The following is a 24155-nucleotide window of genomic DNA, read 5'->3' as shown; positions in this document are numbered from 1 at the left end:
AAATCTACCGTCCGGGCCAATCGAGTGAAGCCTTAGCTCTTATTTAAAGAAGGCATCGATCTGCTCTTGTGCAGCTTTCATGATGGTATCCATTCCGGCCTTTTTCAGTTCTTCGATGATCTGTGGCACCCTCTTCTCCGGATCGGATGCGCCTGTGAGCAATTCATAACGGTACTTATCCCACGTCGCTTTCACGTTCGCTACTTCGGTAGTCAGATTGGTCGTGTCGAGTGAGAAACCGAGCAAGGACGAAGCGGTCGCTTGTTCATTCAGCTTCTGAACTTGTACCCATTGATCTTCCGGAGCTCCTTTGGTTGTCGCCATATTGAAGAAGGTCCCTTGCGTATATCCAGCCAGCGGCCAAGTATCGGAAATACGTTCAATGACTTTCTCGCCGTCCACTTTCACGTAGTCGACGCCCTCTTCACCAAAGGCCAGCATGTTGCGAAGCTTCGGATCGGTATTCACCAGCTCCAGGTATTTCAAAGCTTCCTTCTTATACTTGGAATTGGCCGAGATTCCGTTGAGGGAACCTTGAATCGTTGCCGTCGTGTAGAGCGGTCCGTAAACCTGCGTCATGTCGTACTTCTCGACGCCCTCGTTGATTTGCCAAGTAATGTCCGCCCCTGGGAAGCCTTGAGCACTGAAGAACGCGCGGCCTTTGTCCGCTTCCGGCTTGGTTGGAGCATCGGGATTGATAATGCCATCCTTATACCATTGGTGCAGAATCTTCAATTCGTCCATGACATCCTGTTGTTCCAGAACGGATACCACCTTGCGGGAAGCGTCATCCACCGAAACCCCAATCGGAGGGAATCCCAGCGCAAGATCGTCATACCGGTTAAAGAATCCGTTAAATCCGTCGCCTTGCGTCATCGGCAATGGATAGAAGCTCTTGCCCTCTCCGGCTTTCATGTCGTGGAACGGTTTATCCAGATCCTTCAGGGTTTTGATGTTGTTCAAGTCAATGCCGTATTTCTCAACATACTTATGATCGAACACCCAATATTGGGTTAGAGAGGAGTCCTTATAGGTTGGCACGGAATAAAGCTTGCCGCCGATTCTCGTCCCATCCCATACCTTCTCTGGAATGAACTTATACAGTTCCGGTGTCTCGCTTTGCACCAAATCGGTGATGTCTGCGAGCGCCCCGATGGTCACTTGCTGATTGTATTTGGAAACGTTGGTGAAGAGGATATCGAAAGGTTCACCCGTGTTTACGATCGTGTTAATTTTCGTATCCCAATCGCCCCAGCTTGCCACTTTAATGTCGATCTTCACGCCGATTTTCTCGGCTGTGTATTCGTTCATGGCTTCGATGGCCTTTTCGAAGTTATCCGGAACCTGACCGCCGATCGTCCACCATACCAACGTCGGGATCTCCCCCGAAGTTGTCGGTGTTTCTGTAGAAGTGTTCGTCGAAGAGTCTGGCGAGTTGTTCGCCGACGAAGAATTCGACTTCGAACCGCATGCGGCAAGAACGGACATGAGAAGCATCATAATACATAGGGTAGAGATGAGCTTCAAAGACCTTGTCATAGATATTTCCTCCCTTTTGTGTTCTTAATATACATAAACTGAGACAAGCCCAGTTTATTTCGGATTATCCTTTGACTGCGCCTACAGTCAAGCCGGAGATGAAGTATCGCTGGAAGAAGGGATACGCAAAGGCGACCGGGAGCACAATCACGACAGCCACCGCCATGCGGGCGGATTCTTTAGGCATCGTGGCAACCAGCTCCGCGTAACTAATCCCCAGACTAGAAGCATTCCTTGCCAGCGCGTCCACATTGCTCATCAAGTTATTCAACAGTGCCTGCAACGAATACAGGTCCTGATTGTTGATGTACAACATCGATTGGAACCAGTCATTCCAGTAACCAAAACATAGGAACAAACCTATCGTTGCGATGACCGGTAAGGAGATCGGTAAAATGATCGAGAAGAAAATGCGCAACTGGCCGGCTCCATCGATTTCTGCGGATTCGATTAATCCGTCCGGAATCGTGCTTTTAAAGAAGGTCTTACAAATAATGACGTTAAATGAGGAGACCGCCAGCGGCAGAATCAGCGACCAAACCGTATCTTTCAGCCCCAGTAAATTGGCATTGATATAGTAGCTCGAGACCAACCCGCCGTTGAACACCATTGGAATAAATACGACCCACGTCAGGAACCCCTTCAGCTTATAATTCGGCCGAGAGAGAACGTACCCCATCGAGGTGGTGAGCAGAATCCCCAACACGGTTCCGACGATCGTGACAAAGACGGAGATCCCCAAGGCCTGCAAAATCATCGTTCCCTGCTTCGCGATATACCCGTAGGCATCCCCCGAGAAGGCCGTTGGGATCAGGTGATAGCCGTTCTCCCGAATCGAGTCTTCACTGGACAGCGAGATGGATAAGACCACCAGCATAGGCACAACACAAATCACCGCAAGGAAGAAGAAGAGGAGATGGAGGAGTAAATTCACCCCTTTGCTTGGACGATTAAAGCGATCCAAGCCGCTCTCGTAAACCGTTCTTGTTGCCATAAACGCACCTCCTTAGATCATCGCGCTATCCGAATCGATTTTGCGAACCGTCCAGTTCGCCGCTAGAATCATCAGACAGCCGAGAACCGATTGTACAAAAGCCGCAGCCGAAGCCATGCCGACAGTTGCCGTTTTGAGCTGCTTGTAAACCAAGACATCAATCGTCGTGGCCACATTAAACAGGGAATTGGAGTCCCTCGGGACCTGAAAGAATAACCCGAAGTCCGTGTAGAAGATCCGTCCCACCGCCAAGATGAACATCATCACGATAACCAGTTTCATCAGCGGCAGCGTGATAAACCGGGTTTGCTGCCAGAGCGTAGCGCCATCGATCACGGCCGCTTCATAGTAGGTCTTATCAATCCCGGCGATTGTCGCCAAATAGACGACCATTCCATAACCTAGCCCCTTCCAGATATTCATGAAGATCAAGAAGTAAGGCCAATATTTCGGTTCCATGTACCAGTTGACCGGCTCATTTCCCCAATTCACCAACATTTGATTGAGAATCCCCTTATCGAAACTTAAGAACGCCCAACCCACAGCGGAGACTACAACCCAGGAGAGGAAATAGGGCAGGAACATCATCGTTTGATAGGCTTTCCCGGCCCGGCGGTTGTGGATCATCCCGATCATCAAGGCTAAAGCCACGGGGATCACAATCCCAAGGACGATAAAGATCAAGTTGTACCCGATGGTGTTCCGAATAATGATCCAGGCATCGTTCGACTTGAAGAGGAATTCAAAGTTTTTGAGGCCTGCCCAGGGGCTGTTGAATACATTGCTCAGAAACCCACCGGTTATTTTGAAATTCTTAAAGGCGATAATGATGCCGAACATCGGCAGGAAACTGAACAGAATATACCAAAGGGTCGTTGGCAAGGCCAATAACGTCAGCTCCGTGTCTTGTTTGCGCCAACGCGTGTGTAAGCGCTTTCTGTTTTCCTTCGACTTCATGTTCCGTCACCTCTTTCCTGTGTACTGCTCTGTCTAATCTCATTTTATCGGGAATACAGCGCTTACATCCAGACCATAAACTTGATACTATAGTCAACAAACTTTAGATTTGTACACAAAAATAGCCCGCTCTCGATGAGCGGGCCTGATTTCATACCTATGATGTTATTGATTGCGGATCATGTAATCGAAGGCGCCCAAGGCCGCTGTCGCGCCTGAACCCATCGAAATAATGATTTGCTTGTAAGCCGAGTTGGTGCAGTCGCCGGCCGCAAATACGCCTGGAAGAGTCGTTGCCCCACGGTTGTCGACGATAATCTCGCCCATCCGGGTACGTTCCAGCGTGCCTTCCAGCCATTCCGTGTTCGGCACAAGGCCGATTTGAACGAATACGCCTTCCAGCTCGAGATGCTTCTCTTCACCGCTTTCCCGCTCGATGTAGGTTACTCCGTTCACCTTACTGTCCCCCGTAACTTCCTTCACTTGCGCGTTCTTGATTACGGTGGTGTTCGGCAAGCTGTTCAGACGATCCTGCAAGACAGAGTCGGCTTTCAGCTCAGGCATGAATTCAAGTACGGTCACATGCGATGCCACGCCCGCCAGGTCAATGGCTGCCTCAACACCGGAGTTGCCTCCGCCGACAACAGCGACACGTTTCCCTGCAAACAATGGACCATCACAGTGCGGGCAATACGCCACGCCTTTATTCTTAAATTCTGCTTCGCCCGGTACATTCATGTTGCGCCAGCGTGCCCCGGTGGACAGGATGACCGTTTTGCTCTTCAGGACCGCACCGTTCTCCAGCTCCACTTCGATCAGGTCCTTCTTCTGAAGGCCTTTCGCCCGCTGTGACATCATGATGTCGATATTGTATTCCTTCGCGTGCTCTTCCAGATTGGCCGCAAGCTTAGGCCCTTCTGTATACTTCACGCCAATCAAGTTCTCGATGCCAAGGGTGTCATTCACTTGTCCGCCAAAGCGTTCAGCGACGATCCCGGTACGGATCCCTTTACGTGCTGCGTAAATCGCCGCGCTGGCACCGGCAGGTCCGCCCCCAACGACAAGCACGTCGTAAGGCTCTTTGCCTTCAAATGCCGTCGTATCCGACGAGCCCAGCTTGCCCAGAATGTCCTCGACGGACATCCGGCCGTTACCGAACAGCTCCCCGTTCATGAATACGGTTGGCACCGCCATGATCTCTTTGCTCTCGACTTCATCCTTGAAAGCCGCGCCGTCGATCATTGTATGGGAAATGCCAGGATTCAGAACGCTCAGCAGGTTCAACGCCTGAACGACGTCCGGGCAGTTATGGCAGGTCAAGCTGACGTAGGTTTCGAAGCGGTATTCGCCTCGAATCCCCTTGATTTGATCAATAATATGCTGTTCAACCTTCGGAGGTCTTCCGCTGACTTGCAACAAAGCCAGTACCAGGGAAGTAAACTCATGGCCCAGTGGAACACCGGCAAAGGTGATGCCGGTCTCTTCCCCTACGCGATTCACGCTGAAGCTAGGGGTTCTGGGTAAAGTCGTTTGTTCGACGGTAATTTTATCCGACATGCTGGACAACTCGTGAACGAGGTCCAGCATATCGTTCGAAACCGAGTCGGTTCCGGCACTGACTTTCAGCAGAACATTCCCTTCAAGGAGCTGAAGATATTGCTCTAATTGTTGTTTGATGTCTGCATCCAGTTTCATGATTCTCTCTCCTTAGATCTTGCCAACCAAGTCAAGGCTTGGTTTCAAGGTTGCGGCTCCTTCTTTCCATTTCGCCGGGCAAACTTCACCTGGATGGTTATGAACGTATTGAGCTGCTTTGATCTTGTCGATCAGGGTGCTTGCATCCCGTCCAATCCCGCCAGCCGTGATTTCGATAGCTTGGATCACGCCGTTCGGGTCGATGATAAAGGTACCCCGATCCGCCACGCCTTCTTCTTCGATCAGAACGTCGAAGTTACGGGAAATCGTGTGGGAAGGGTCGCCGATCATAATGTAAGTAACCTTGCCGATCGCTTCGGAGCTATCGTGCCAAGCTTTATGCACGAAGTGGGAGTCGGTCGATACAGAATAGACCTCAACGCCAAGATCTTTCAAGGTAGCATATTGATCCTGCAAGTCTTCCAGCTCCGTAGGGCATACGAACGTGAAGTCCGCTGGATAGAAGCATACAACGCTCCATTTCCCTTTAAAGTCTGCATCGGAAACATCGATAAATTTCCCGTTCTGATAAGCTTGAGCTTTAAAAGGCAATACTTCTTTTCCAATCAATGACATGATTTAACTCTCCTTTTGGCTGTGGTTTGTCTGTTATTTATATTAATTATTATATGCGAACCATTCTCAACGTCAATCTACTTCACCAAGTCTTCACAATTAATATACCCTCATCCGTTGAAACTAATCGTTTGCTATGTAACTTTCACAAATTAATCACACGGCTTTCAGAGGAACTCACTCGACTTTTAGAGCTTACTAGAAAGGATGAATAGGATCAGGGGGCGCAAACCTAAAAGGCTTCGGACCGGAGGTTCGGTCGGAAGCCTTTTTTACGATTCCCTCCTTCGTTTCCGCTTGGACAGAAGGTACGGGCCGATCATCGCTCTGATGATACGGTAACGGAGCTTAAAGGGATAGGGTGCATTCCACCCGTTTTCTCTCAAATAACTAAAGGCCGCACGGTTCCCCCGTCTCGAATTACATTCGCTGCACGAGGCAATCAGGTTATGGGGTAGATCCGAACCGCCTTTGCTTGAGGGAATGAGATGGTCTACCGTCGTTGCAGGAGCACCGCACCATAAGCAGGTGTAGCGGTCTCGCCTTAGGGCGCTCTTCCGATAATCTCGGAATAAGAACGGGTTGTAGAGCAATTGGATGGTCTGCTCGTCCAGCCAGACGGCCCGTTCCCGGTTTACTTCCCGCCAAGCGCGATCCAGCGTGCACGGGGTTAGCTCTCGGCCATCCATATTCAATACGGTGATCACGCTGATCCCCTCCTAGGATTTGATCAGGAGGTCACTCCTTGTTTGATTTTCACATAAGGACGCATCAAATAACTGGCTACTTTCAAGGGATTGATCCGTTTGGCAAAATACAGCTTGTTCGCCAGAGGACCATCCAGCACCCGTACGATTCGATCCAAATCGGCATTGTCGAGCTGTTCCATCGCCCGACGCAGAACCAGCGAATCCTCATAGCTTTGACGCAGGGGGGCAGTCAACTCCTCATACTTGCCTAGACCGCAAAGATCGTAAGCCGCATATACTCCGGTCAAAAGTGCACTATATTGCCCAAATCCCAAGAACGGCATCATGGTGCCAAAGCAATTTCCAACATAGAAGGTGTTGCCGATCCGGGCCCTTTCGCAGATCCCCATCAGGTAATGCGTGATATGAAATTCATCCGTCATGGGAAGAGTCTGCCCTAGTTCGGTTCGAACGGTTTGGTGGAACGGTTCCCAGAGGTCCTGAAGTTTGACTCCCTCATTCGCGGGGATATCGGGGATGCCGATGACCAGGTTCGCTTCTTTCTCCGAAAAAGGAAGGAGATATCCGTACCCTCTCGGAGCAAGGTCGTAATCGAACCAGGTCTTGACTGCGTAGCGATCAAATTGACCTTCGACGGTAGCCCCCATCAAGGATACAGAGAGGTCTTCCCGAAAGTTTCGAGTTTTTTTCGCGTAACCCGCGTCCCCTGTGGCCATGACCACATGCGTATAGTCCGCCAGCAGTTGCTCATAGGTGTTCTCCGATTGAAAATAGATTGGTGAATTCACTTGCCGGCTGAGCTGGGCTTCGAACGAATCTTCTTCTCTCCCGCGGATATTGAGGAAGCCTAACGGTCCCTCCAGGATGGCCTTCTCCCGCTTGGATTGAATCGTCATCTGTTCAATGCTCGCAGTCGGGTGAAGGAACAGTCCGTATTCTTCGGAAAACTTAGCAATGACATCCTGAACCGGCCGTGAAAATATCGAAAGAAGCGCCTCCGCATTCACGAACCGGTCGCCGACTTGGCTCCTTTTCTCAAAGATGACCGGTTCGATGCCGTTACGCTCCAACGTAATCGCGCAAGCTAGGCCCGATAACCCCGCCCCCATAATAGCTACCTTCATACCCCAACCCTCATCTATTCAATAGTTGTAAGATATAGGGTCTCTTATTTAAATTTGAGCATGCACGACTTATGGGTGGGAGTTCATGGGAGGTTTAGGTGTTATAAGATACTAGTTCATTCGTCATCGTCATAAGCTCACTGACCGTCACCAACCGATATCCATCGGCAGTCAGCTCCTCGGTTAGCACCCGAACCGCCTCGATCGTCTGTGCCCGGTCACCATATCCGTCATGGAACAGGAAGATACTTCCGTTCGCCACCGACCGGCGCGTATGCTCCAAGATAAAATCCACGCCGGGTTGGGGCTGCTCCCAATCCTTTGCCTCACCGTTAACGCACCCGATCGAATAATACCCGAACTCCTCGGCAAGCGATAAGATAACCTCATTCACGGCAAAATACGGCGGCCGGAAGCTGAATGCCGGCTTTCCGGTCACCTGGCGGATCCGCTCGTCTCCCAGCAGGATTTCGGCCCGTGCCTCCTCCAGCGTCAAACGGGTCAAATCCGGATGTGAGTAAGTGTGATTGGCAATCTCATGTCCGGCGGCATGTACCTTGGCCGCGATGTCTCCAAACCGATCGATCTCCTGCCCAATCATGCAAAAGGTGGCCTTCCCGTTCACCTTCCGAAAAATCTCCAGCACTTGTTCCGTATAAACGGGATGCGGCCCGTCGTCAAACGTAAAGGCGACCGCCTTCTCCCCGGTCGGCACCCGGTGTACCAACGAACCCTTGGCCATCATCATGAGACCCCTCCGATTCATTTAAGATGCCAGCTAGCCTAGACCAGCGTCAGCACGACGACAGACATCGGCGGCAGCGTTGCCGACAAGCCGTTTTCACTTACCTTCGTAACTCCTTCAAATACGTGCGGTTTCACTGTCTCTGGCTGCTCGAAGGTATTATGCGCATTCCTATCGGCATGCGTCAACACTCGCCCGGTGACCTTCTTGCCCGCCGCTAATCCGCGCAATTGCAGAGTTACGGAAGCTTCCTGCTGCGGATCAACGTTGCACAGGCTAATATCGATCGTGCCGTCCGCTCGTTTTGAAGCCGAACCGCTGATCTGAGGAATCGAATCCTCGCCCAAGCTGTAGACGTCTGCGTCCAGATGAAGGGCAAGCGCCTCGGCGTCCTGGTGAACCTTAAACATCTCGAAGACATGATAGGTTGGGGTCAACAGCATCTTCTCGCCTTCGGTCAGAATCATCGCCTGCAGCACGTTGACGGTCTGCGCAATATTTGCCATATGGACGCGGTCGCAGTGACGGTGGAAGATATGAAAATGCAAACCGGCAACCAGCGCATCCCGCATGGAATTTTGCTGATACAGGAAACCTGGATTTGTCCCCGGTTCCACTTGGAACCAGTTCCCCCACTCGTCCACGATTAGGCCGACCCGTTTCTGCGGATCGTATTGGTCCATGATCGCCGAATGCCGCTTAATCAACTCGTCCATATGAAGCGCTAGCTTCATCGTCTCGAACCACTCCGCTTCATCGAAGCCCAGCGCCGGACGTTTGACTTCAAAACCTCCCGGCACCGTGTAGTTATGCAGGCTGAGTCCGTCCATGTACGCGCCGGCTTGGCGCATCAGCGTCTCCGTCCAGTGGTAGTCATCGACATTGGCGCCGCCGGCGATTTTATAAAGCCGGTTCTCGCCGTAATTTCGGACGTACGTCTGGTATCTGCGGTACTCGTCGGCGTAATATTCCGCCCGCATGTTCCCGCCGCAGCCCCAGTTCTCGTTGCCGACACCGAAATACTTCAGGTGCCAAGGCTTCTCCCGTCCGTTCGCCTGCCGCCAGTTGGCCATCGGCGATTCGCCGTCAAAGGTCATGTATTCGACCCATTCCTGCATCTCCTGCACGGTTCCGCTGCCGACGTTCCCGCAAATGTACGGCTCCGTGCCCAGCAGCTCGCAGAGATCAAAAAATTCATGCGTACCAAAGTGATTATTCTCCACGACGCCGCCCCAATGCGTATTCACCATCCGTTTTCGTTGTTCCCGCGGACCCACGCCGTCCTTCCAATGGTACTCGTCAGCAAAACAGCCGCCCGGCCAGCGCAGCACCGGGATGTTCAGTCCCCGCAGTGCTGCGAGTACGTCGTTTCGAATGCCGCGGGTGTTCGGAATCGGCGAATCCTCGCCCACCCAGATGCCTTCGTAGATACAGCGGCCGAGATGCTCGGCGAAGTGCCCGTAAATATGGCGGCTGATCGTTCCAACGGATTGATCGGCATTGACCGTGATTTTGGCAACCATCCTCTGTTCTCCCTTCATTTCTAACCTTTGACTGCCCCTGCAATCATGCTTTGTTGGACTTGCTTGTTCAACAATAAATAAATGACCACCGTAGGGACGGTCGTGATCATCAGCCCAGCCCCTATGATTCCCCACTGCGTAATGTACGTTCCGACCATCGACATCATCCCGACCGTCAGCGTCTGATAATGCGCGTCATTGATGAAGGTCACCGCAAACATCAGCTCGTTCCAACAGGAGAGGAAGGTGAAGATCGCTACGGTAGCGATCGCGGGACGAATCAACGGCAGAATGATATAAAAGAAGGTTCTGTAAATGCCGCATCCGTCGATCACCGCGGATTCCTCCATCTCGCGGGGAACCCCCTTGAAGAAGCTGCCGAGAATGAATACGGCCATCGGAATGCCGAACGCGACGTAAGGAATAATCAACGACCAGTAGGTGTTCAGCAAATGCAGGTTTTTTAGAACCATAAACAACGGCAACAGCGCCGCATGAATCGGGACCATCATCCCGAGGAGGATCAGCGTCATCGTCAAATTGCTCAGCTTCCAGTTCATTCTCGTGATGGCATAGGCCGCCATCGAGGACAAGATCAATACCAGGATGATGGAAGCCGCCGTGACCCATACGCTATTCACGAAGTAGCTCATGACGTTGCCGTCCGATAATGCCTTGGCATAGTTGCTCCAAAGGAGCTTCTTCGGAAATCCCGCTACATCGCCGCTGAAGATCTCGCTGTTGTCTTTCAGGGAGAAGAACGCGAGCCAAATCAGGGGATACACTTGAACAATCGCCACGAGGACCAAAAACAATTGCAACAGGACCTTCCCAAGGAATGATGGCTTTTTGGGCAACCTTGCTTCTACAGTATTCATCAAACTCACCCCTATTCGGTCTTGAAGAATTTATTGATCAGCACCGTGAAGATCAAGCATTCCAGAATAATAAAGACGGATACCGCACTGCCGTAACCGTACCGGTACGTATTGAAGATCGTCGTGTACATCAAGGTGCTTGGCACCTCGGTCGCGAACAAAGGACCGCCGCCCGTGAGGACATACACCAGATCAAAGACCTTGAAGGCGCCAATGACCGAGAAAACGAGACAGACTTTGAGAATCGGCTTCATTAACGGGATCGTAATCGAGAAGGCGGTTCGGACCCGGGAAGCCCCGTCAATTTTGGCCGCTTCGAGAATATCCTGCGAGATCGACTTCGCCCCGGCATACATCAGCAGCATATGATATCCGACGTATTGCCACAGGGTTGGAATGAACGACGCCACGAGGGCGGTTTTTTTCTGACCTAGCCAATCTTGGGCCAATCCCGAGAGGCCGATGTTGTCCAGCAATGTATTTAAAAGGCCGTAATCCGCATTGTAGATTTTGGACCATAATTGCGCGATCACCACGGTGGAGATCAACACCGGAATAAAATACACCGTCCGATAAAAGCCTTCACCTCTCACCGAGGAAGCCAGGATTAAGGCAAGCAGCAGAGAAATCGGCAATTGAATGAAGATGGATGCTGCCGCGAACAGGAAGGAATTGCGGATGGAATGCAGAGCCCTGGCATCGGTGAACATCTCCACGTAGTTATCCAGTCCGATAAAAGTTCCTTTACCGACGCCATTCCAATCCAACACGCTGTAATAACTCGAGACAAAGATCGGAACCAATACAATTCCGCAAAAAATGAGAAGGGTAGGAAGAACGAATATCGCAATCGCGGTCTTGTTCGAAAACACTGAATTCATCGTAAGTTCTCCTCTCAAAGATCGTGGTCAGGGTTTCCCCTGACCACGTCTGGTTTGAGATGATTCAAGGATTAAAGCGTAAGTTCCGTCGGTTTGAGCTGCGCCATCTGTTTACAGAACTCCTCTGGCGTAATATCGCCAGCCAGGAGCGAGGCAATCAGGTTCTTATGCGTTTCCGCAGACTCGGCCGGAAGAATGTTATCCCACCAGGTAATAAACGAGGTTGCGGTCTTCATAATGTCGGCGGCCGATTGGTCCAGCGAGGACAGGCTTGAGGTGTCCAGCCCATCGATGTTCCAGCTTGGAAGGCCTGCGCCGGCCAGATAACCCTGCGTACCCAACTGCTCGCTCAGATACATCAGGAAATCAACCGCTTCTTTCGGATGCTTCGTCGTGCTGCTGACATAGAACCCGTCTACGGCCCCGCCGAAGATTTCCGTAGCTTTGCCCTTCCCGTCTTCAAACACCGGGAATGGAATGACTTGAACCTTCCCTTTGGTTGCCGAGGACGGATCTTCGATCCCGGCATTCACCCAGTTCGCTTGGAACATCATGGCGCCGCTGCCTGCATTAAATGCGCCCAGCATCTCATCGTAGCTCATACTCAGCATACTGCTGTTAAACGCGCCTACCTTCGCCAGTTCCTGCATCTTGGCCGCGGCGGCAACGAAATCCGGCGAATCCCATTTGGCCGGATCCTTGAAGGCTTCGATCACCGCGTCATTTCCGGCCTGGCGCATTGCGATCATGTCGTACCAGTACATGCCCGGCCAGCGGTCTTTCTCGCCAATCAGCGCCGGCGTGATTCCCGCCGCTTTCAGCTTCTCCACCGCATCCAGCAATTCCGTGTACGTCGTCGGGATTTTGGCTCCCGCCTTCTCGAACAACTCGGTGTTTACGTAAAGGTTGGCAATATGGGTGTAAACGGGCAGCGTATAGATTTTGCCGTCGGTTTCAATGGCTTCTGCCATCCCCGGCGCCATCTTCGATTTGATCTCATCGGTCAGATAGCTGGAGATTTCCAGCACGTTTTCGGATTCGATATAAGGCTGCATAAAGCTTCCGCCACCCATGCCGTAGAAGAGGTCTGGCGCTTCGTTAGCCGCCAGTGACGTTTTGATTTTCGTCTTGTACTGTTCGCCGGTTGTACCGGTCCGTTCAATTTGGACGTCGGGATGCTCGCTGTTCCACTTCTCGATGATTTGCGGCAGCAATTTCGCCGACGGGTCCGTGTTCCCTACCGATTGGTCCCATAGCGTCAGCTTGATGGAACCGCTTCCACTTCCGTCCGAAGACTTCCCTTCGGAAGAATTGGACGAACAGGCTGCCAAGCTACCCGCTAGACCTAACGCAAGGACGATACTCATGGATCTTTTTAACAACGCTTTCATCTCTTTGACCTCCCAAATAGATTCGATGCATCTACCGTTATTTTAGGAAAGATCCCCCGGGACCTCCATTCATAAAACCTGCATCCCCTTATAAAATTCAAGCATTCCTCACTCGTCATCAGGCGTTACGGTACTCATTCATGGATCGTCCGGTCGCCTTCTTGAAGAGGATACTGAAATAATGCGGATCTGTTATGCCTACCCGTTCGCCAATCTCATAACCTTTGAAATCCGTGGTTTTCAAAAGGCATTCCGCTTTCTTCATACGCAAGTTGGTCAGGTACTCTACGAAGGTCTGACCCGTTTCCTTCTTCATGAGCCGGCCCAGATGGCCCGGACTGACGAAGAAGACCGCTGCGGTACTGGCCAATCCGACCCCGGGATCGCCCAGGTTCTGTTCCAGATACGCCTGCACCTGATGGATCAGGTTCCCTTCCTTGGCTTGTCTTTTCGCAGAAATCGCCTTGGCAACCTGAAGGACGTAAGGCTCCAACGCTTGAACCAACTCCGGTAAATTATCGGCCGTAATGATCGACACCAGCGTCTCTGTGTCTAGTCCCTGTTCACCGTCTAGCTGCTGCTCCATCGCCGCGTGTTGGCATTCATGAATCACGTCCATCGCCGCCATCCGAAACTGGGACACGCTAGAGAAGGATACGTCAAAGATTTGCTCCAGCATCTCCGCGGCGCGATCAGAGGAACCGACGCTGATGTAGAATTGCAGTTGCCTCAATAGCTCCGGGTTAGATCGGTACGTTTCCTCTCTGCTGTCTACCATATCCTCATAGCAAATCACCTGGTTATTCCCAACGAACGCTTTATAACGGATCGCGTTGCAGGCTTCCTTGTATCCCAGATGGCCTTCCTGTAAGCTCTGGCGCTTCCGCCCGACTCCAATGTTGACCATGCCTTTTGGAGCATGGATTAATCGGTTGAGCAACGCTTCACAGATCCCAGCTAGATCTCCCTCTGGACGAAAAGAAATCAAGACAAACTGGTTTCGAGTATCCGACAGCATGGTGACGAAGGGATCTCCCTGAAAGAACAGCTCCATCTTCCGCTTGCACGCCATCCCAAGCAAAATCAACTGCTCCTCGGTGTGTTTCTCCGCTATCGGGGTAATTTCGACAACGGCAATTTGGTAGGGAGCTTGCTGCCGGAAGGCGGGCAACTGAAAATATTCGGCTTGCTCCCGGATTTCTTCCCGGGAAAGCGTCCCCTGTAACCACTGCAGCAGGAACTTCTCCCGGAGATAAGGAAGATTCCGAGCCAACTCTTCCTTCAGTCTCGTAAGTTCCCCTTCCCGGGATCGTTCCTCCTCGATCTTCCGTTTCAGCTTGCTGGTGACATGCAGCAGTTCCGCCGCCCGAATCGGTTTGAGCAGGAAATCGAACACCCCGATTTTGATGCTTTGCTGCGCATATTCAAACTCGTCATGGCCGCTTACGACGACAATTTTGATCTGCGGATGCTTCTCCAGAACGCTTCGGCTAAACTCGATCCCGTCGATGTTCGGCATGTAGATGTCGGTGAGGATGACATCCGGTTTCTGCTGCTCCACCAACTCCATCGCCTCCTGGGCATTCGGAGCTTCCCCAACGATCTCGAAGCCTTCCTGCTCCCAATCCATGCGCATACGAATCAAATTCCGGATCAAATGCTCGTCGTCAACGATGAGAACTTTCAACTTTTCCATGGCGCATCTACTCCATTCGGTAGAATTAATGTGATCGTTGTCCCTGACCACGGTTCACTTTCGATGTGGAATACGTCTTTATCTTCATAAAAAATACGCAAGCGCTCCATCGTCCCCCATAAGCCAAAACTCTTGATTTGACCTTGTCTTTCCGTGAACAGGATTTGCTCGATCTCCTCCCGCGACATGCCGATGCCATCGTCGGAAATCGACAGGATCACCGATTCGTCCACTTGCTTGGCGGTGATCCGTATGACCCCTTTCGTCCCCTTAGGCCGAATGCCATGGTAGAGTGAGTTCTCTACCAACGGCTGAAGCACCAGCTTCGGAATCGGGATTAGGTCGCAGCCCTCCTCCACCTTGAACCGGGCCTCAAATACGTCCGGGTAACGCACGCTCTGGATGATTAAGTAATTCCGTACGATCTCGATTTCTTCGCCAACGGTAATGACGTCTTGCCCTTTGCTCACACTCAACCGATAATAGCTCCCCAGCGCCTCGATCAACTCACATACCTGTTCGTTCTCTCCGGATAGCGCAAGCGACGTGATCGAGTCTAGCGTGTTATACAAGAAATGGGGCTTGATTTGGGATTGAAGCGCATTTAACTCAGCTTTGCGTATCGTCTTCTGCTCTTCAATGACGCGCTTCAGCAGCTGATCAATCTGTTCGATCATCCGATTGTATCCGTTATATAGCTGCTCCAGCTCGAAGCTGCTCGGCTCCGTAGTGACCTTCATGAAATTGCCGCTAGGCGCTTTATTCATCGCCCGAAGCAGCTTCTGAATCGGTTTAATGATACTGCGTGAAATCACGAAGGAGCTGACAAAGAAGATGGTGCCGTTAATAATCAGCAAGACCAGCGTCAACACCACCAGCGATTGGTTACGCGACTCCGTGGAGTTGTGCGGCGAGATGCTCACAAATTTCCAGTTGTAAGCTCCGCCCGACAGATAGGTCACGGTATATTTCAGGGAACCTAAATTCATGGATAAGGAGCCTGAATCCTTTTGCTGAAACTTTTCCTCCAACATTGCCCTGTTCGTTTCGAGCAGTTCATGCAGAACGGCGCTGCCTTGCTCGTCCGTTGCATCCGCTACAATGGTCTGATTGTTCTCATCCAAAATGGCGATTTGCAAGGAGCTCCCATTTTGCAGATTCGAATAAGCCTGAACCAAAGCGTCGTCCTTGATATCTATGACCAACACCCCGAGAGGGGCCGTATTGTCGATGTCGCGAATCAAGCGTATAAAAGAGACGATATTGCCATCGGCGGCGTCCGCAGGCCCTCGTCGATTATCCAGCCTCAAAATATATTTTCCTTTATTGCTCACCACTTGGTCATACCAGGGGGCATCCTTGATATCCACCTCCATGTACGTTGGCAATTCTTGAGTTGCGACGGTGAAGCGATGCCCGGCATGGTCATAAATGTGCACGGAGTCGATGATCGGAACCGCTTGCATAAGATTGTACAGATAGGAGCTGACCTTCGACTGGGTTTGCAGATTCGCGTATACATCTCCCTGCCGGAGCAAGTTCTGCAAATTGCGATCCGAGAAGATCATTTTTGAATAGTTGTTGACGTTCTCAATCATTAAATCTACGTTTGTCCTTATGGACGTCACCGTTTGCAGCGAGGCCTCATTGATTTTCTTCTGGGCCGAATTGGCTGCCATTTGGTCCAGTACCATATAGCTTAAACCCACTGTAAACAAGATCACGAGAAAATAAGCAAACGGAATCTTAAAAGCTAGCTTTTTCGGCTTGCCGTAACTTAAAGATCGTATGCTCTTCACCAACCGCGTTTTCACTGTCCGGTCCTCCGCTTCCTGTGCCTTAGAATCCCACAACCTTCATTATATCGATAGATGGCCAAGCCAAACAATTTGAAAACACAACCGGAAGTAGGGAAAAGATTAGACGATGCGGCCAAAAGGCCCCCTGTCGCACCAGGACAAGAGGCCTCTCGGCTCAGCAGTTACGCCTTTCGTTAGGAATCTATTTGAACAGGTCCGGCAGAATATCGTAGATGTACTGGTTCACCCAGTTCCAGGCGTGCGTGCCGCCATCGCCTACAATAAAGTAGAAATTCCCCTTGGTCGTATCCGACGAATAAATGAAGGTATCGGTGAGTTGCTTCATCGCATCGATCTGAGGCTTCAAGTTCGGATAAGCGATATCCAAACTGCCCGTGGCGCTGAAGATATAGTAATCCTGCGGTTGAAACCCTGCGTCCTTGACGACTTTGGCTAGGTATTCCGCCGTTTCCTTCGGTTTGCTGCCTCCGCCTCCTTGGCCCAACGCCCAGCTATCCCCGCTTAACGGCAGGTAATACTTGAAATAGTCGAGGTTATGGATGAAGGTATACCATGTCGTCACCGAGCCCATAGAGAACCCGCCAAACGCCCGATGCGCGCGGGAGGCCTTCAAATCGTCCAAGCTGGCGGATTTCGCATAGGTATGATACTTCGTTTCCACCAACGGCACAATGGTCTGGATTAATTCCTTGTGGAAGAGAGCCGTATCGTTTTTCCCGCCGTAGAAGGTTGGGGTTACCACGATCATCGGTTCAATGTCGCCGTTTGCGATCATATGGTCGATGATTTTCTTCAATTCCTTGCTTTGGCCGGGGCCGCCGAAGATGAGATTCTCATTTTCCCCGCCGCCGTGCATCAGATAAAGCACATTATACTGCTTCGTGGAATCGGACGCGTCGTAACCGTACGGAAGATAAACGTTCAGCTTCTTCTCATCCATTCCGCCGGTTAAGTTCGGCGTCTTGTACGTTAAGCTCTCGATCGTCCCCGGTTTGGCGCTCTCGGTTCGGTAGGCGTCCGGAACTTCCTTGAAATATTTCTCGTTTGCGGCTTCCTCCGTCATCTCCAGCTTGCTAACCGCAGCCTGGATCGCCGCGTATTGCTCATCGAGTTGGGGTTGAGTGGCCTTTTTGTCGTTCAGAACGTTGGCGGCAACCACCTTCATCAGGGCGTCCTTCACCACGGCTGGATTTTGATATAGCGTAAAGTCCAGCTTCAGCGTGCTCTTGATCAGATTCAGAAGGTCGTAGGGATTAACTCCGCTGACATCCCCCTTAGTCTTGCCCGTGAGCACGATTTCGGCGAATTTGCCCGTATCGTTCCAGGCGTTGCCCGTTGAATCGAATAGATTCAAGGTCCCGATTCGATTTGCATCCTTCGCGTCGTTGATTTGCAATTCGAGGCCCATTACCTTTCCGTTCTCGGGTTTGGATTGGAGGGCAACCCGGGCTTCGATGACATATCCGCCGTCCACTCGTTTCGAAGCCGTGAAGAACCGCTCGACTTTACCGTTGTCCACGGATTGGGCGTTCTCAACATTGACGCGGAAATGCAAGTCGTCTAGTCCGTATTCCTGCGTCTTGTCGTGATTCTCGTCCAAGAAGATCTCCAAGGAATCCTGCATGTAAGGAGTCACCGATTCGGTCGAAAGATGCTTATCCTTGACTTCAACCAGGACATACAGGGCGCGGTCATCCCACAAAGCCTTGAAAGTGGCGGAGGCCTCTGCTTGATCCGAAGCAAATTTAGGTGTAACCGCTTGCACTTTGCTCCAGACTTTGTCGATGTCGCCGTCAATCACGGGCGAACCGAAGTGGGCCGCCATTCTGCCCTGGGCATCCAGCCCGCTCTTGTCTCCCGGTGCAGGCTTTCCTGGGTTCGGTGCCGCGGAAACCTCGGTCCACGAACCAGGAGCATTCGCAAACACCAAGGATACGCCGATCAACATCATCATAAAGGATTGCAGGAACAGCTTCGTATTTCTCTTCAACAAGTTCTCCTCCTTCAACCGGTATGGGTTCTGGGTGGTTCCTCTGTTTTCATACGATACTTTCGCCGTTACCAACGCCCGAAAACAGCCTTCAGCCAACACACCCCCATACCGCCAGGTTTAGAAGCGCTTTCATAATTAACCTCCTTTAAAGGAAAATGAGTTTCACCCCTATTTTAGGGAGAGCGGGGCGATGACTACATTCATAAATCGAGCATTGGCTTTCAAAATTCGAACATCTATAGGGAGAACCAACGGAATCTTCCCCTCGTTCCTTTGTCACAAAAACACCCCGTACCTCGTCTTATGATTAAGGCCTAGTATGAATAGGTTATGAAACCGAGAAACGATAGGAAGTGAAACCATGAAGGAACTGTACGAGGAATATAATAGACTGCTCTTTAAACTCGCTTATCAACTGACCGGATCCGTCACGGATGCGGAGGATGTCGTACACGACGTATTTCTGAAAATCGCCGATGTGCCGCCAGAGAAGCTGACGGAACCCAAAGCTTATCTTTGCAAGATGGTCACGAACCGTTGCCGGGACCTGTATAAATCGGCACGCCGAAAACGGGAGCAATACTATGGGGAATGGCTTCCGGAGCCGCTGCACAGCCTGCATGACGATGCGATGGAAGCCGTCGTCCGTGATGACCTGCTGTCCTATGCAATGCTGGTTCTGCTTGAAAGGTTATCTCCAACGGAACGTGTCGTGTTTGTGCTTCGAGAGGCGCTTGGCTTTGACTATCAGGAAATCGCCGAACTGGTGGAGAAAAGCGAAGTGAACTGTCGCAAACTGCTCAGTCGAGCCCACGCAAAAATGGGGATGACTGCGGATCAACTCGTTCCCCAGGAGGGAACCGCTCCCGAGCTCGTCCATCATTTCCTTAACGCGCTCAAACAAGGGAACCTCGATCAAATCTTATCCATTCTGGATCAAGAGGTTGTCCTTGTCGCCGATGGAGGAGGCAAAGTCTTGGCCGCTGCCAAACCGATCTTTACCAGAGATCTCGTTGCCCAATTCCTGCTGGGGCCGTTCCGGCAAGCCACCACGATCGATGGAATCCAATTCGAGGTTGCTCGGGTGAATGGACAGCCGGCTTTTCGGATTCGATCGGAGGAAGGGATTCATTCCGTCGGAATTTTCCATGTGGAGAACGACCAAATCCGCAACATCTATCTGGTTAGAAACCCGGATAAACTAAAACATGTCGAGGAATGAAACGAAGCACCAAGAGCCCCTAGGGATTCTTGGTGCTTCTGTTTTTTTACGTCGAGGCTTATCGCTTAGCTCAGTCCGGCTTTCGTCAAACCGAAGGCGGCGTCGGCAGAACCCGGTACGGTCTTGAAGGCAACGTTAACCCGGTTCCAGGCATTGATCGTCATGATCGAGAACGTGAGATCGGAAATCTCTTTTTCGGAAAATTGCTCGCGAACCCGATTATACATCTCATCCGGCACGCCATGCTCCGGCAAATGGGTCAGAATCTCGGTCCAGGCCAGGGCCGCCCGTTCGCGGGGGCTAAACAGCGTTGATTCCCGCCAAATCGAAATGTGGTACAGGCGCAGCTCGCTTTCACCGTGGATTTTCGCCTCCTTCACGTGCATATCGAAGCAAAATCCGCATCCATTGAGTTGCGAGGCTCGGATGTGAACGAGGTGGCGAATCTCCTCCTCAATGGAGCTTCCCTTCTCAGCCCCGCTGAGTTCCATTAATCGGTTGAAAAATTCCGGGGATTGTTGCATGTAATTGATGCGTTGTGTCATTGTTCATCTACCTCCCATTTTTGATCAAGCACGAAAATATAACGACGAGGCGATTCATTCTGTGACAACATCAACATCAGAAAAAAAAGCAGCTGAGCCGAGAGCTTCTCGTCAGCTGCCAAGTCTTCACTAAATCCCGCGTAAATTCCATGCGGAAAGGGAACTCATCGCCACGCTTGGTCCCTGTACAAATAACCGAACCCCCTCACTATCCTCGCGAAGAGGATACACTCGGCCCGTCAAGCAAAGTTCTTCATTGACGAACACTTCAACAATGGAGTGGTCGATGAAGAGGTGAACTCGAAGTTGTTTGTGCTGCTGCATATCGTAAAGGGCCGTGAGTTCCCAAGCGTGAACGCCCGCCGCTTGACTGGATCGGGAACGGTCCAGTACGATCCGTCCTCCCGCTACATCGAACTTCAGGGTAGTTTGTTCTTCCCCGTCCGGCGAACGGAATACCTCGAAGTCAAACAACGTTTCCGAACCGGTCAGCTCAAACTCAGCGATGATCTCGACGGCTTTACCTTTTGTCTCTAGCTTATGATGGCCTTGCGTCCAGACCGTCTTCAGAAGCTCATACGGATTCTCCCTTAACCCCTGGAGTTCCGCGACCGGTTGAAAGCGCAGGGTGTTCGTGTCTGGGCGGAGCTCCACGGTTCTCGGGATCGACTGCACCCCTGACCATCCCTGGATCTCCGTCATCTCTCCGCGGGCGTTGTCGGGGAGCCATCCCCACAGAATACGCCGGCCGTCCGGAGCAAGCATAGATTGCGGTGCATAGTACCCTTCCCAGCCGCCATGATCCACGAAGCCCTCCTGCTCTTTCATAAACCGGAGATCGTCCCCCATAGATCCTAAAAGATACTTCACCTTGTCGCTTGGCGAGTAGATCAGAACCATTTTGTCTTGCAGGCGGAAGGCGTTCGGGCATTCCCACAGGTTTTCCTCCCCCGTATGCAGGAGATGCAAGAAGGTCCACTCCTGCAGGTTCGCCGACTCGTACAATAACACGCAGCCTTTGCCTTCCACGCTTCCTCCCAGCACCATCAGCCAGCAGTCTCCCTCTTTCCAGACATAAGGGTCTCGCCAATCCCGTACGGTCAGATCCTTGCCGTGGATATCCGAGGTTAATACTGGATTTGCCTCGAACTTTACCCAAGTCAACAGACCATCGGGGCTGGTGGCCATCCATTGCTCCGCGCCGGTCTCGGCATTCCGCTCGCCCTCACCTACGCTGGTATAGAACAGGGTCGGCACGCCTTGATCATCGATCACCGCACAACCGGAGTAGCAATGCACCTCGCCAAGCTCGGTGGACGGCGCCAGCGCGACCGGCAGAGGCTGCCAATGCACCAAATCCGTGCTCACCGCATGCCCCCAGTGGATCGTCCCCCACTGATCCCCATGCGGGTTGTATTGATAGAACAAATGATATTGGTCTTCGTGATAAACAAGTCCGTTCGGATCGTTCATCCAATTCGCAGGCGGGGTAAAATGATAAATGGGCTTGCCTAGGGTCATGTCACATTCCTCCATTTCACCGGGATCCTAACGCGAAGTCATCGAAGGCGGGGCATCCTCCGGGGAGCTTCCCCATGCCTTGTTCGGCCGCGGCCCCATCTCCAGCACAAGCTGTCCTCCGCTCATCAAGTCCTGATGGGTAAGCCAAGGCCGCGAATGCGGTTGCCCGTTTAAGACGGCGGATTGGATGTACTTGTTCGCCTTGGAGACCTGACGCGCTTCGATGACAAACGTTTGACCCTCCCCGACACGGAGCGTCGTCTTCTCGAAGATCGGGCTGCCGATATCATAGACGGGCCGCCCCGGGCACACCGGATAGAAACCCATCGCGCTGAATACGTACCAGGACGATAGCGAACCGATGTCATCGTCCCCGCACAGACCGGCTGGCCCGGCGTTGTACATTAGGTGTTGGATATCGCGTACGCGCCGCTGCGTTTTCCAAGGAGCCCCCGCGTAATTGTATAAGTACGGGATATGAAAGCTGGGTTCGTTGCCGTGGGCATACATTCCGATCAGTCCCGACATATCGGGAAATTGCCCGAGAAACCAAGGCTTCTCCATCGTGTACTGCTCCGTAAACAACGCGTCGAGCTTTTGAACGAAAGCTTCTCTCCCGCCCATCAGCCGGATTAATCCCTCCACATCGTGCTGCACATGGAAGGTATAGATCCAACTGTTCACTTCGGCAAAATACCCCTCCCCGGCAAATCCGCCGGACAGCTTCGGATCAAACGGCTCAACCCATTCCCCTTCCGCCGTCTTGGGAGCCATCAGTCCGAAATCAGGGCGGAACAGGTGGCGGTAGTTGCCCGCGCGTTGAAGGAAACGCTCGGCTTCCGCTTCCCGCCCCAGCTTACGGGCCACTTGGGCGACGCACCAGTCGTCGTAAGCTCTCTCCAGCGTAACGGATACGGATTGCCGGCGGTGCCAGGGATCGACCTCCGGCACCCATTCGTCAACGCCCACATCGGGGACCCAGGTAATCTGATTCGGCATTTTCTCCATGACGAGGTCCCAGAGTCGTTTTCTCCACTCGTCCGGATCCGCGACCTTCGCATCCTCCCTTACGGAGAGTGCCGGGAACCACCCTTGTTCGTGGTACACCCGGTCCAATTCCGTAGCCAGCACCGTCCGCCAGGGAATCAGCGACATTTCCGTCGCATCCTTTAGCATGCCTTCATAGGCCTTCTCAACCTGGATATCATCCAGTCCCTTGGCACAAGCATCGGCAATAAGCGAAGCGGCATGATGGCCGATCATGACCGCATGATCCCCCCCAGGATGGGGAAATTTCGGCAACAACCCGCCCTGTTCGTACATTCTGACCAACGAGTACACCATATCCTCAAACACGCGCGGTTCGATGAGGCTTTGCAACGGGCGGGCGCAGCGATACGTATCCCAAAGCTGGTCATGCGTGTAAAAATCCCGTCCCTCCGCCTTGTGAACGCGTCCGTCGAAGCCACTGTAATACTGTCCGTCTTCCGTAATATTCCGCATCCGTTGTAGCGTACGGTACATCGCCGTATAGAAAATCGTCCGTTCTTCCTCCGTCCCGCCTTCCACCTCGATCGCGGAAAGCGCGCGGTTCCAAGCCTCGCGGGCCCGGGAAACGGCAGCGTCGAAATCCCAGTCCGGCAGCTCTTGCTGTCGGTTCTTACGGGCTTGCTCCTGGCTGATGTAGGAGATGCCTACCTTCAACTCGATCGTAGCTTCCCCCTGCGGCGATCCGTAGGCTAAGTAGGCTTTGGGGCCGTTTTCGATAAAACCAAATGACGACGTTGCCTCTCTCATTTCCAAGCTAAAATAGCAAACATATCCTTTATGGGCACGCTCCCCTTCGATCACGCGGCCATCGTGCTTGAGAATTTGCGTAGTATCGCCGCCATCGAGGATGACATGGACCGGCCCGGCGGAATGGAAACGAAAATAAGCGCTGCGCTGAGCCGCTGTCATCTCGGCATCGATCTCATGATCCTCCAGAAAGGCGCGATACTTATAGGGCCGGGCCTCCTCCAAATCATGATCGAAGATAGAGGCATGTGCTTCCGGGCGATCGGACAAAGGGCTGCCGGAAACCGTCACCGATGCTGGTCCGAAGGAGAATCCGAAATTTTTGTCCGCCAAATACTTGTCTCCGATACCCGGCGTGGTGACCGGATCGATCTCCATCATCCCATGAGGAAGCTGAACGGTTGGAGACGTGGACCACGTTTTGTAGGACAATGTCCCGATATTGGTATTGACGTACGATGCCCAATCCCGATCCGCACGAGCGGTTGTATTCTTCAATTTTATCCCTCCCAAAATGATATTCCTATTTCAATTATATATAATATATT

General features: G+C 52.1%; 19 protein-coding genes. 1 reads left to right on the top strand and 18 read right to left on the bottom strand.

All coding sequences use genetic code 11. From position 1 onward, the window contains the following. Positions 1–39 precede the first annotated feature (39 nt). The 15 genes from KJS42_RS13115 to KJS42_RS13045 form a co-directional block, all read right to left on the bottom strand. Positions 40–1539 (bottom strand): ABC transporter substrate-binding protein, encoded by a 1500-nt coding sequence (locus KJS42_RS13115; protein WP_193417212.1) that lies wholly within the window; start codon positions 1537–1539, stop codon positions 40–42. A 64-nt stretch (positions 1540–1603) separates the two neighbouring features. Beyond that, entirely contained in the window at positions 1604–2533 is a 930-nt protein-coding gene (locus KJS42_RS13110; protein ID WP_213623098.1) for a carbohydrate ABC transporter permease, read from the bottom strand. Positions 2534–2545: 12 nt separating this feature from the next. Further along, on the bottom strand, positions 2546–3490 hold the full coding sequence (locus KJS42_RS13105; RefSeq protein ID WP_193417213.1) for an ABC transporter permease: 945 nt from the start codon (positions 3488–3490) through the stop codon (positions 2546–2548). 165 nt (positions 3491–3655) lie between these two features. Then, positions 3656–5185, bottom strand: coding sequence for an alkyl hydroperoxide reductase subunit F (gene ahpF, locus KJS42_RS13100; RefSeq protein ID WP_213623097.1), 1530 nt, complete (start codon positions 5183–5185; stop codon positions 3656–3658). Between the two features lie 12 nt (positions 5186–5197). Continuing rightward, on the bottom strand, positions 5198–5761 hold the full coding sequence (ahpC, locus tag KJS42_RS13095; protein ID WP_155607006.1) for an alkyl hydroperoxide reductase subunit C: 564 nt from the start codon (positions 5759–5761) through the stop codon (positions 5198–5200). A 272-nt stretch (positions 5762–6033) separates the two neighbouring features. Further along, positions 6034–6468 (bottom strand): HNH endonuclease, encoded by a 435-nt coding sequence (locus KJS42_RS13090; protein ID WP_244868472.1) that lies wholly within the window; start codon positions 6466–6468, stop codon positions 6034–6036. Between the two features lie 23 nt (positions 6469–6491). Next, positions 6492–7595, bottom strand: a complete 1104-nt coding sequence (locus KJS42_RS13085; protein ID WP_213623096.1) for an NAD(P)-binding protein — start codon at positions 7593–7595, stop codon at positions 6492–6494. A 94-nt stretch (positions 7596–7689) separates the two neighbouring features. Continuing rightward, positions 7690–8337, bottom strand: coding sequence for a polysaccharide deacetylase family protein (locus KJS42_RS13080; RefSeq protein WP_213623224.1), 648 nt, complete (start codon positions 8335–8337; stop codon positions 7690–7692). Positions 8338–8378: 41 nt separating this feature from the next. After that, on the bottom strand, positions 8379–9863 hold the full coding sequence (locus tag KJS42_RS13075) for an alpha-N-arabinofuranosidase (RefSeq protein ID WP_155607004.1): 1485 nt from the start codon (positions 9861–9863) through the stop codon (positions 8379–8381). Between the two features lie 20 nt (positions 9864–9883). Next, complete coding sequence (locus KJS42_RS13070; RefSeq protein ID WP_244868471.1) at positions 9884–10684, bottom strand: carbohydrate ABC transporter permease; 801 nt, start codon at positions 10682–10684, stop codon at positions 9884–9886. Between the two features lie 68 nt (positions 10685–10752). Continuing rightward, a complete protein-coding gene (locus tag KJS42_RS13065) occupies positions 10753–11622 on the bottom strand; it encodes a carbohydrate ABC transporter permease (RefSeq protein ID WP_213623094.1) in 870 nt (289 codons plus the stop codon). A gap of 71 nt (positions 11623–11693) precedes the next feature. Continuing rightward, positions 11694–13013, bottom strand: a complete 1320-nt coding sequence (locus tag KJS42_RS13060) for an extracellular solute-binding protein (RefSeq protein WP_155607001.1) — start codon at positions 13011–13013, stop codon at positions 11694–11696. Positions 13014–13131: 118 nt separating this feature from the next. Further along, positions 13132–14709, bottom strand: coding sequence for a response regulator (locus KJS42_RS13055; RefSeq protein ID WP_213623093.1), 1578 nt, complete (start codon positions 14707–14709; stop codon positions 13132–13134). Further along, positions 14697–16523 carry a sensor histidine kinase gene (locus tag KJS42_RS13050; RefSeq protein WP_213623092.1) on the bottom strand — a complete coding sequence of 609 codons (1827 nt, stop codon included), beginning with the start codon at positions 16521–16523 and terminating at the stop codon, positions 14697–14699. The genes KJS42_RS13055 and KJS42_RS13050 overlap by 13 nt, the downstream gene beginning before the upstream one ends. Positions 16524–16710: 187 nt before the next feature. Further along, positions 16711–18519, bottom strand: a complete 1809-nt coding sequence (locus KJS42_RS13045; protein ID WP_244868470.1) for a sugar-binding protein — start codon at positions 18517–18519, stop codon at positions 16711–16713. A gap of 364 nt (positions 18520–18883) precedes the next feature. Between KJS42_RS13045 and KJS42_RS13040 the strand changes: the two genes are divergently transcribed. Next, a complete protein-coding gene (locus KJS42_RS13040) occupies positions 18884–19744 on the top strand; it encodes an RNA polymerase sigma-70 factor (protein WP_213623091.1) in 861 nt (286 codons plus the stop codon). A gap of 65 nt (positions 19745–19809) precedes the next feature. Here KJS42_RS13040 and KJS42_RS13035 read toward each other — a convergent pair whose 3' ends face one another. The 3 genes from KJS42_RS13035 to KJS42_RS13025 all read right to left on the bottom strand — a co-directional run bounded on the left by KJS42_RS13035 (position 19810) and on the right by KJS42_RS13025 (position 24105). Further along, on the bottom strand, positions 19810–20289 hold the full coding sequence (locus tag KJS42_RS13035) for a carboxymuconolactone decarboxylase family protein (RefSeq protein WP_155606997.1): 480 nt from the start codon (positions 20287–20289) through the stop codon (positions 19810–19812). A 129-nt stretch (positions 20290–20418) separates the two neighbouring features. Beyond that, positions 20419–21810 carry a glycoside hydrolase family 32 protein gene (locus KJS42_RS13030; RefSeq protein WP_213623090.1) on the bottom strand — a complete coding sequence of 464 codons (1392 nt, stop codon included), beginning with the start codon at positions 21808–21810 and terminating at the stop codon, positions 20419–20421. 27 nt (positions 21811–21837) lie between these two features. Beyond that, positions 21838–24105 carry a GH92 family glycosyl hydrolase gene (locus KJS42_RS13025; RefSeq protein ID WP_213623089.1) on the bottom strand — a complete coding sequence of 756 codons (2268 nt, stop codon included), beginning with the start codon at positions 24103–24105 and terminating at the stop codon, positions 21838–21840. Between the last annotated feature and the right edge of the window lie 50 nt (positions 24106–24155).

This window comes from Paenibacillus sp. J53TS2, assembly GCF_018403305.1.
In the GTDB taxonomy this organism is placed as follows: Bacteria; Bacillota; Bacilli; order Paenibacillales; family Paenibacillaceae; genus Fontibacillus; species Fontibacillus rhizolycopersici.
This window is presented reverse-complemented; position numbering and strand designations above follow the sequence as displayed.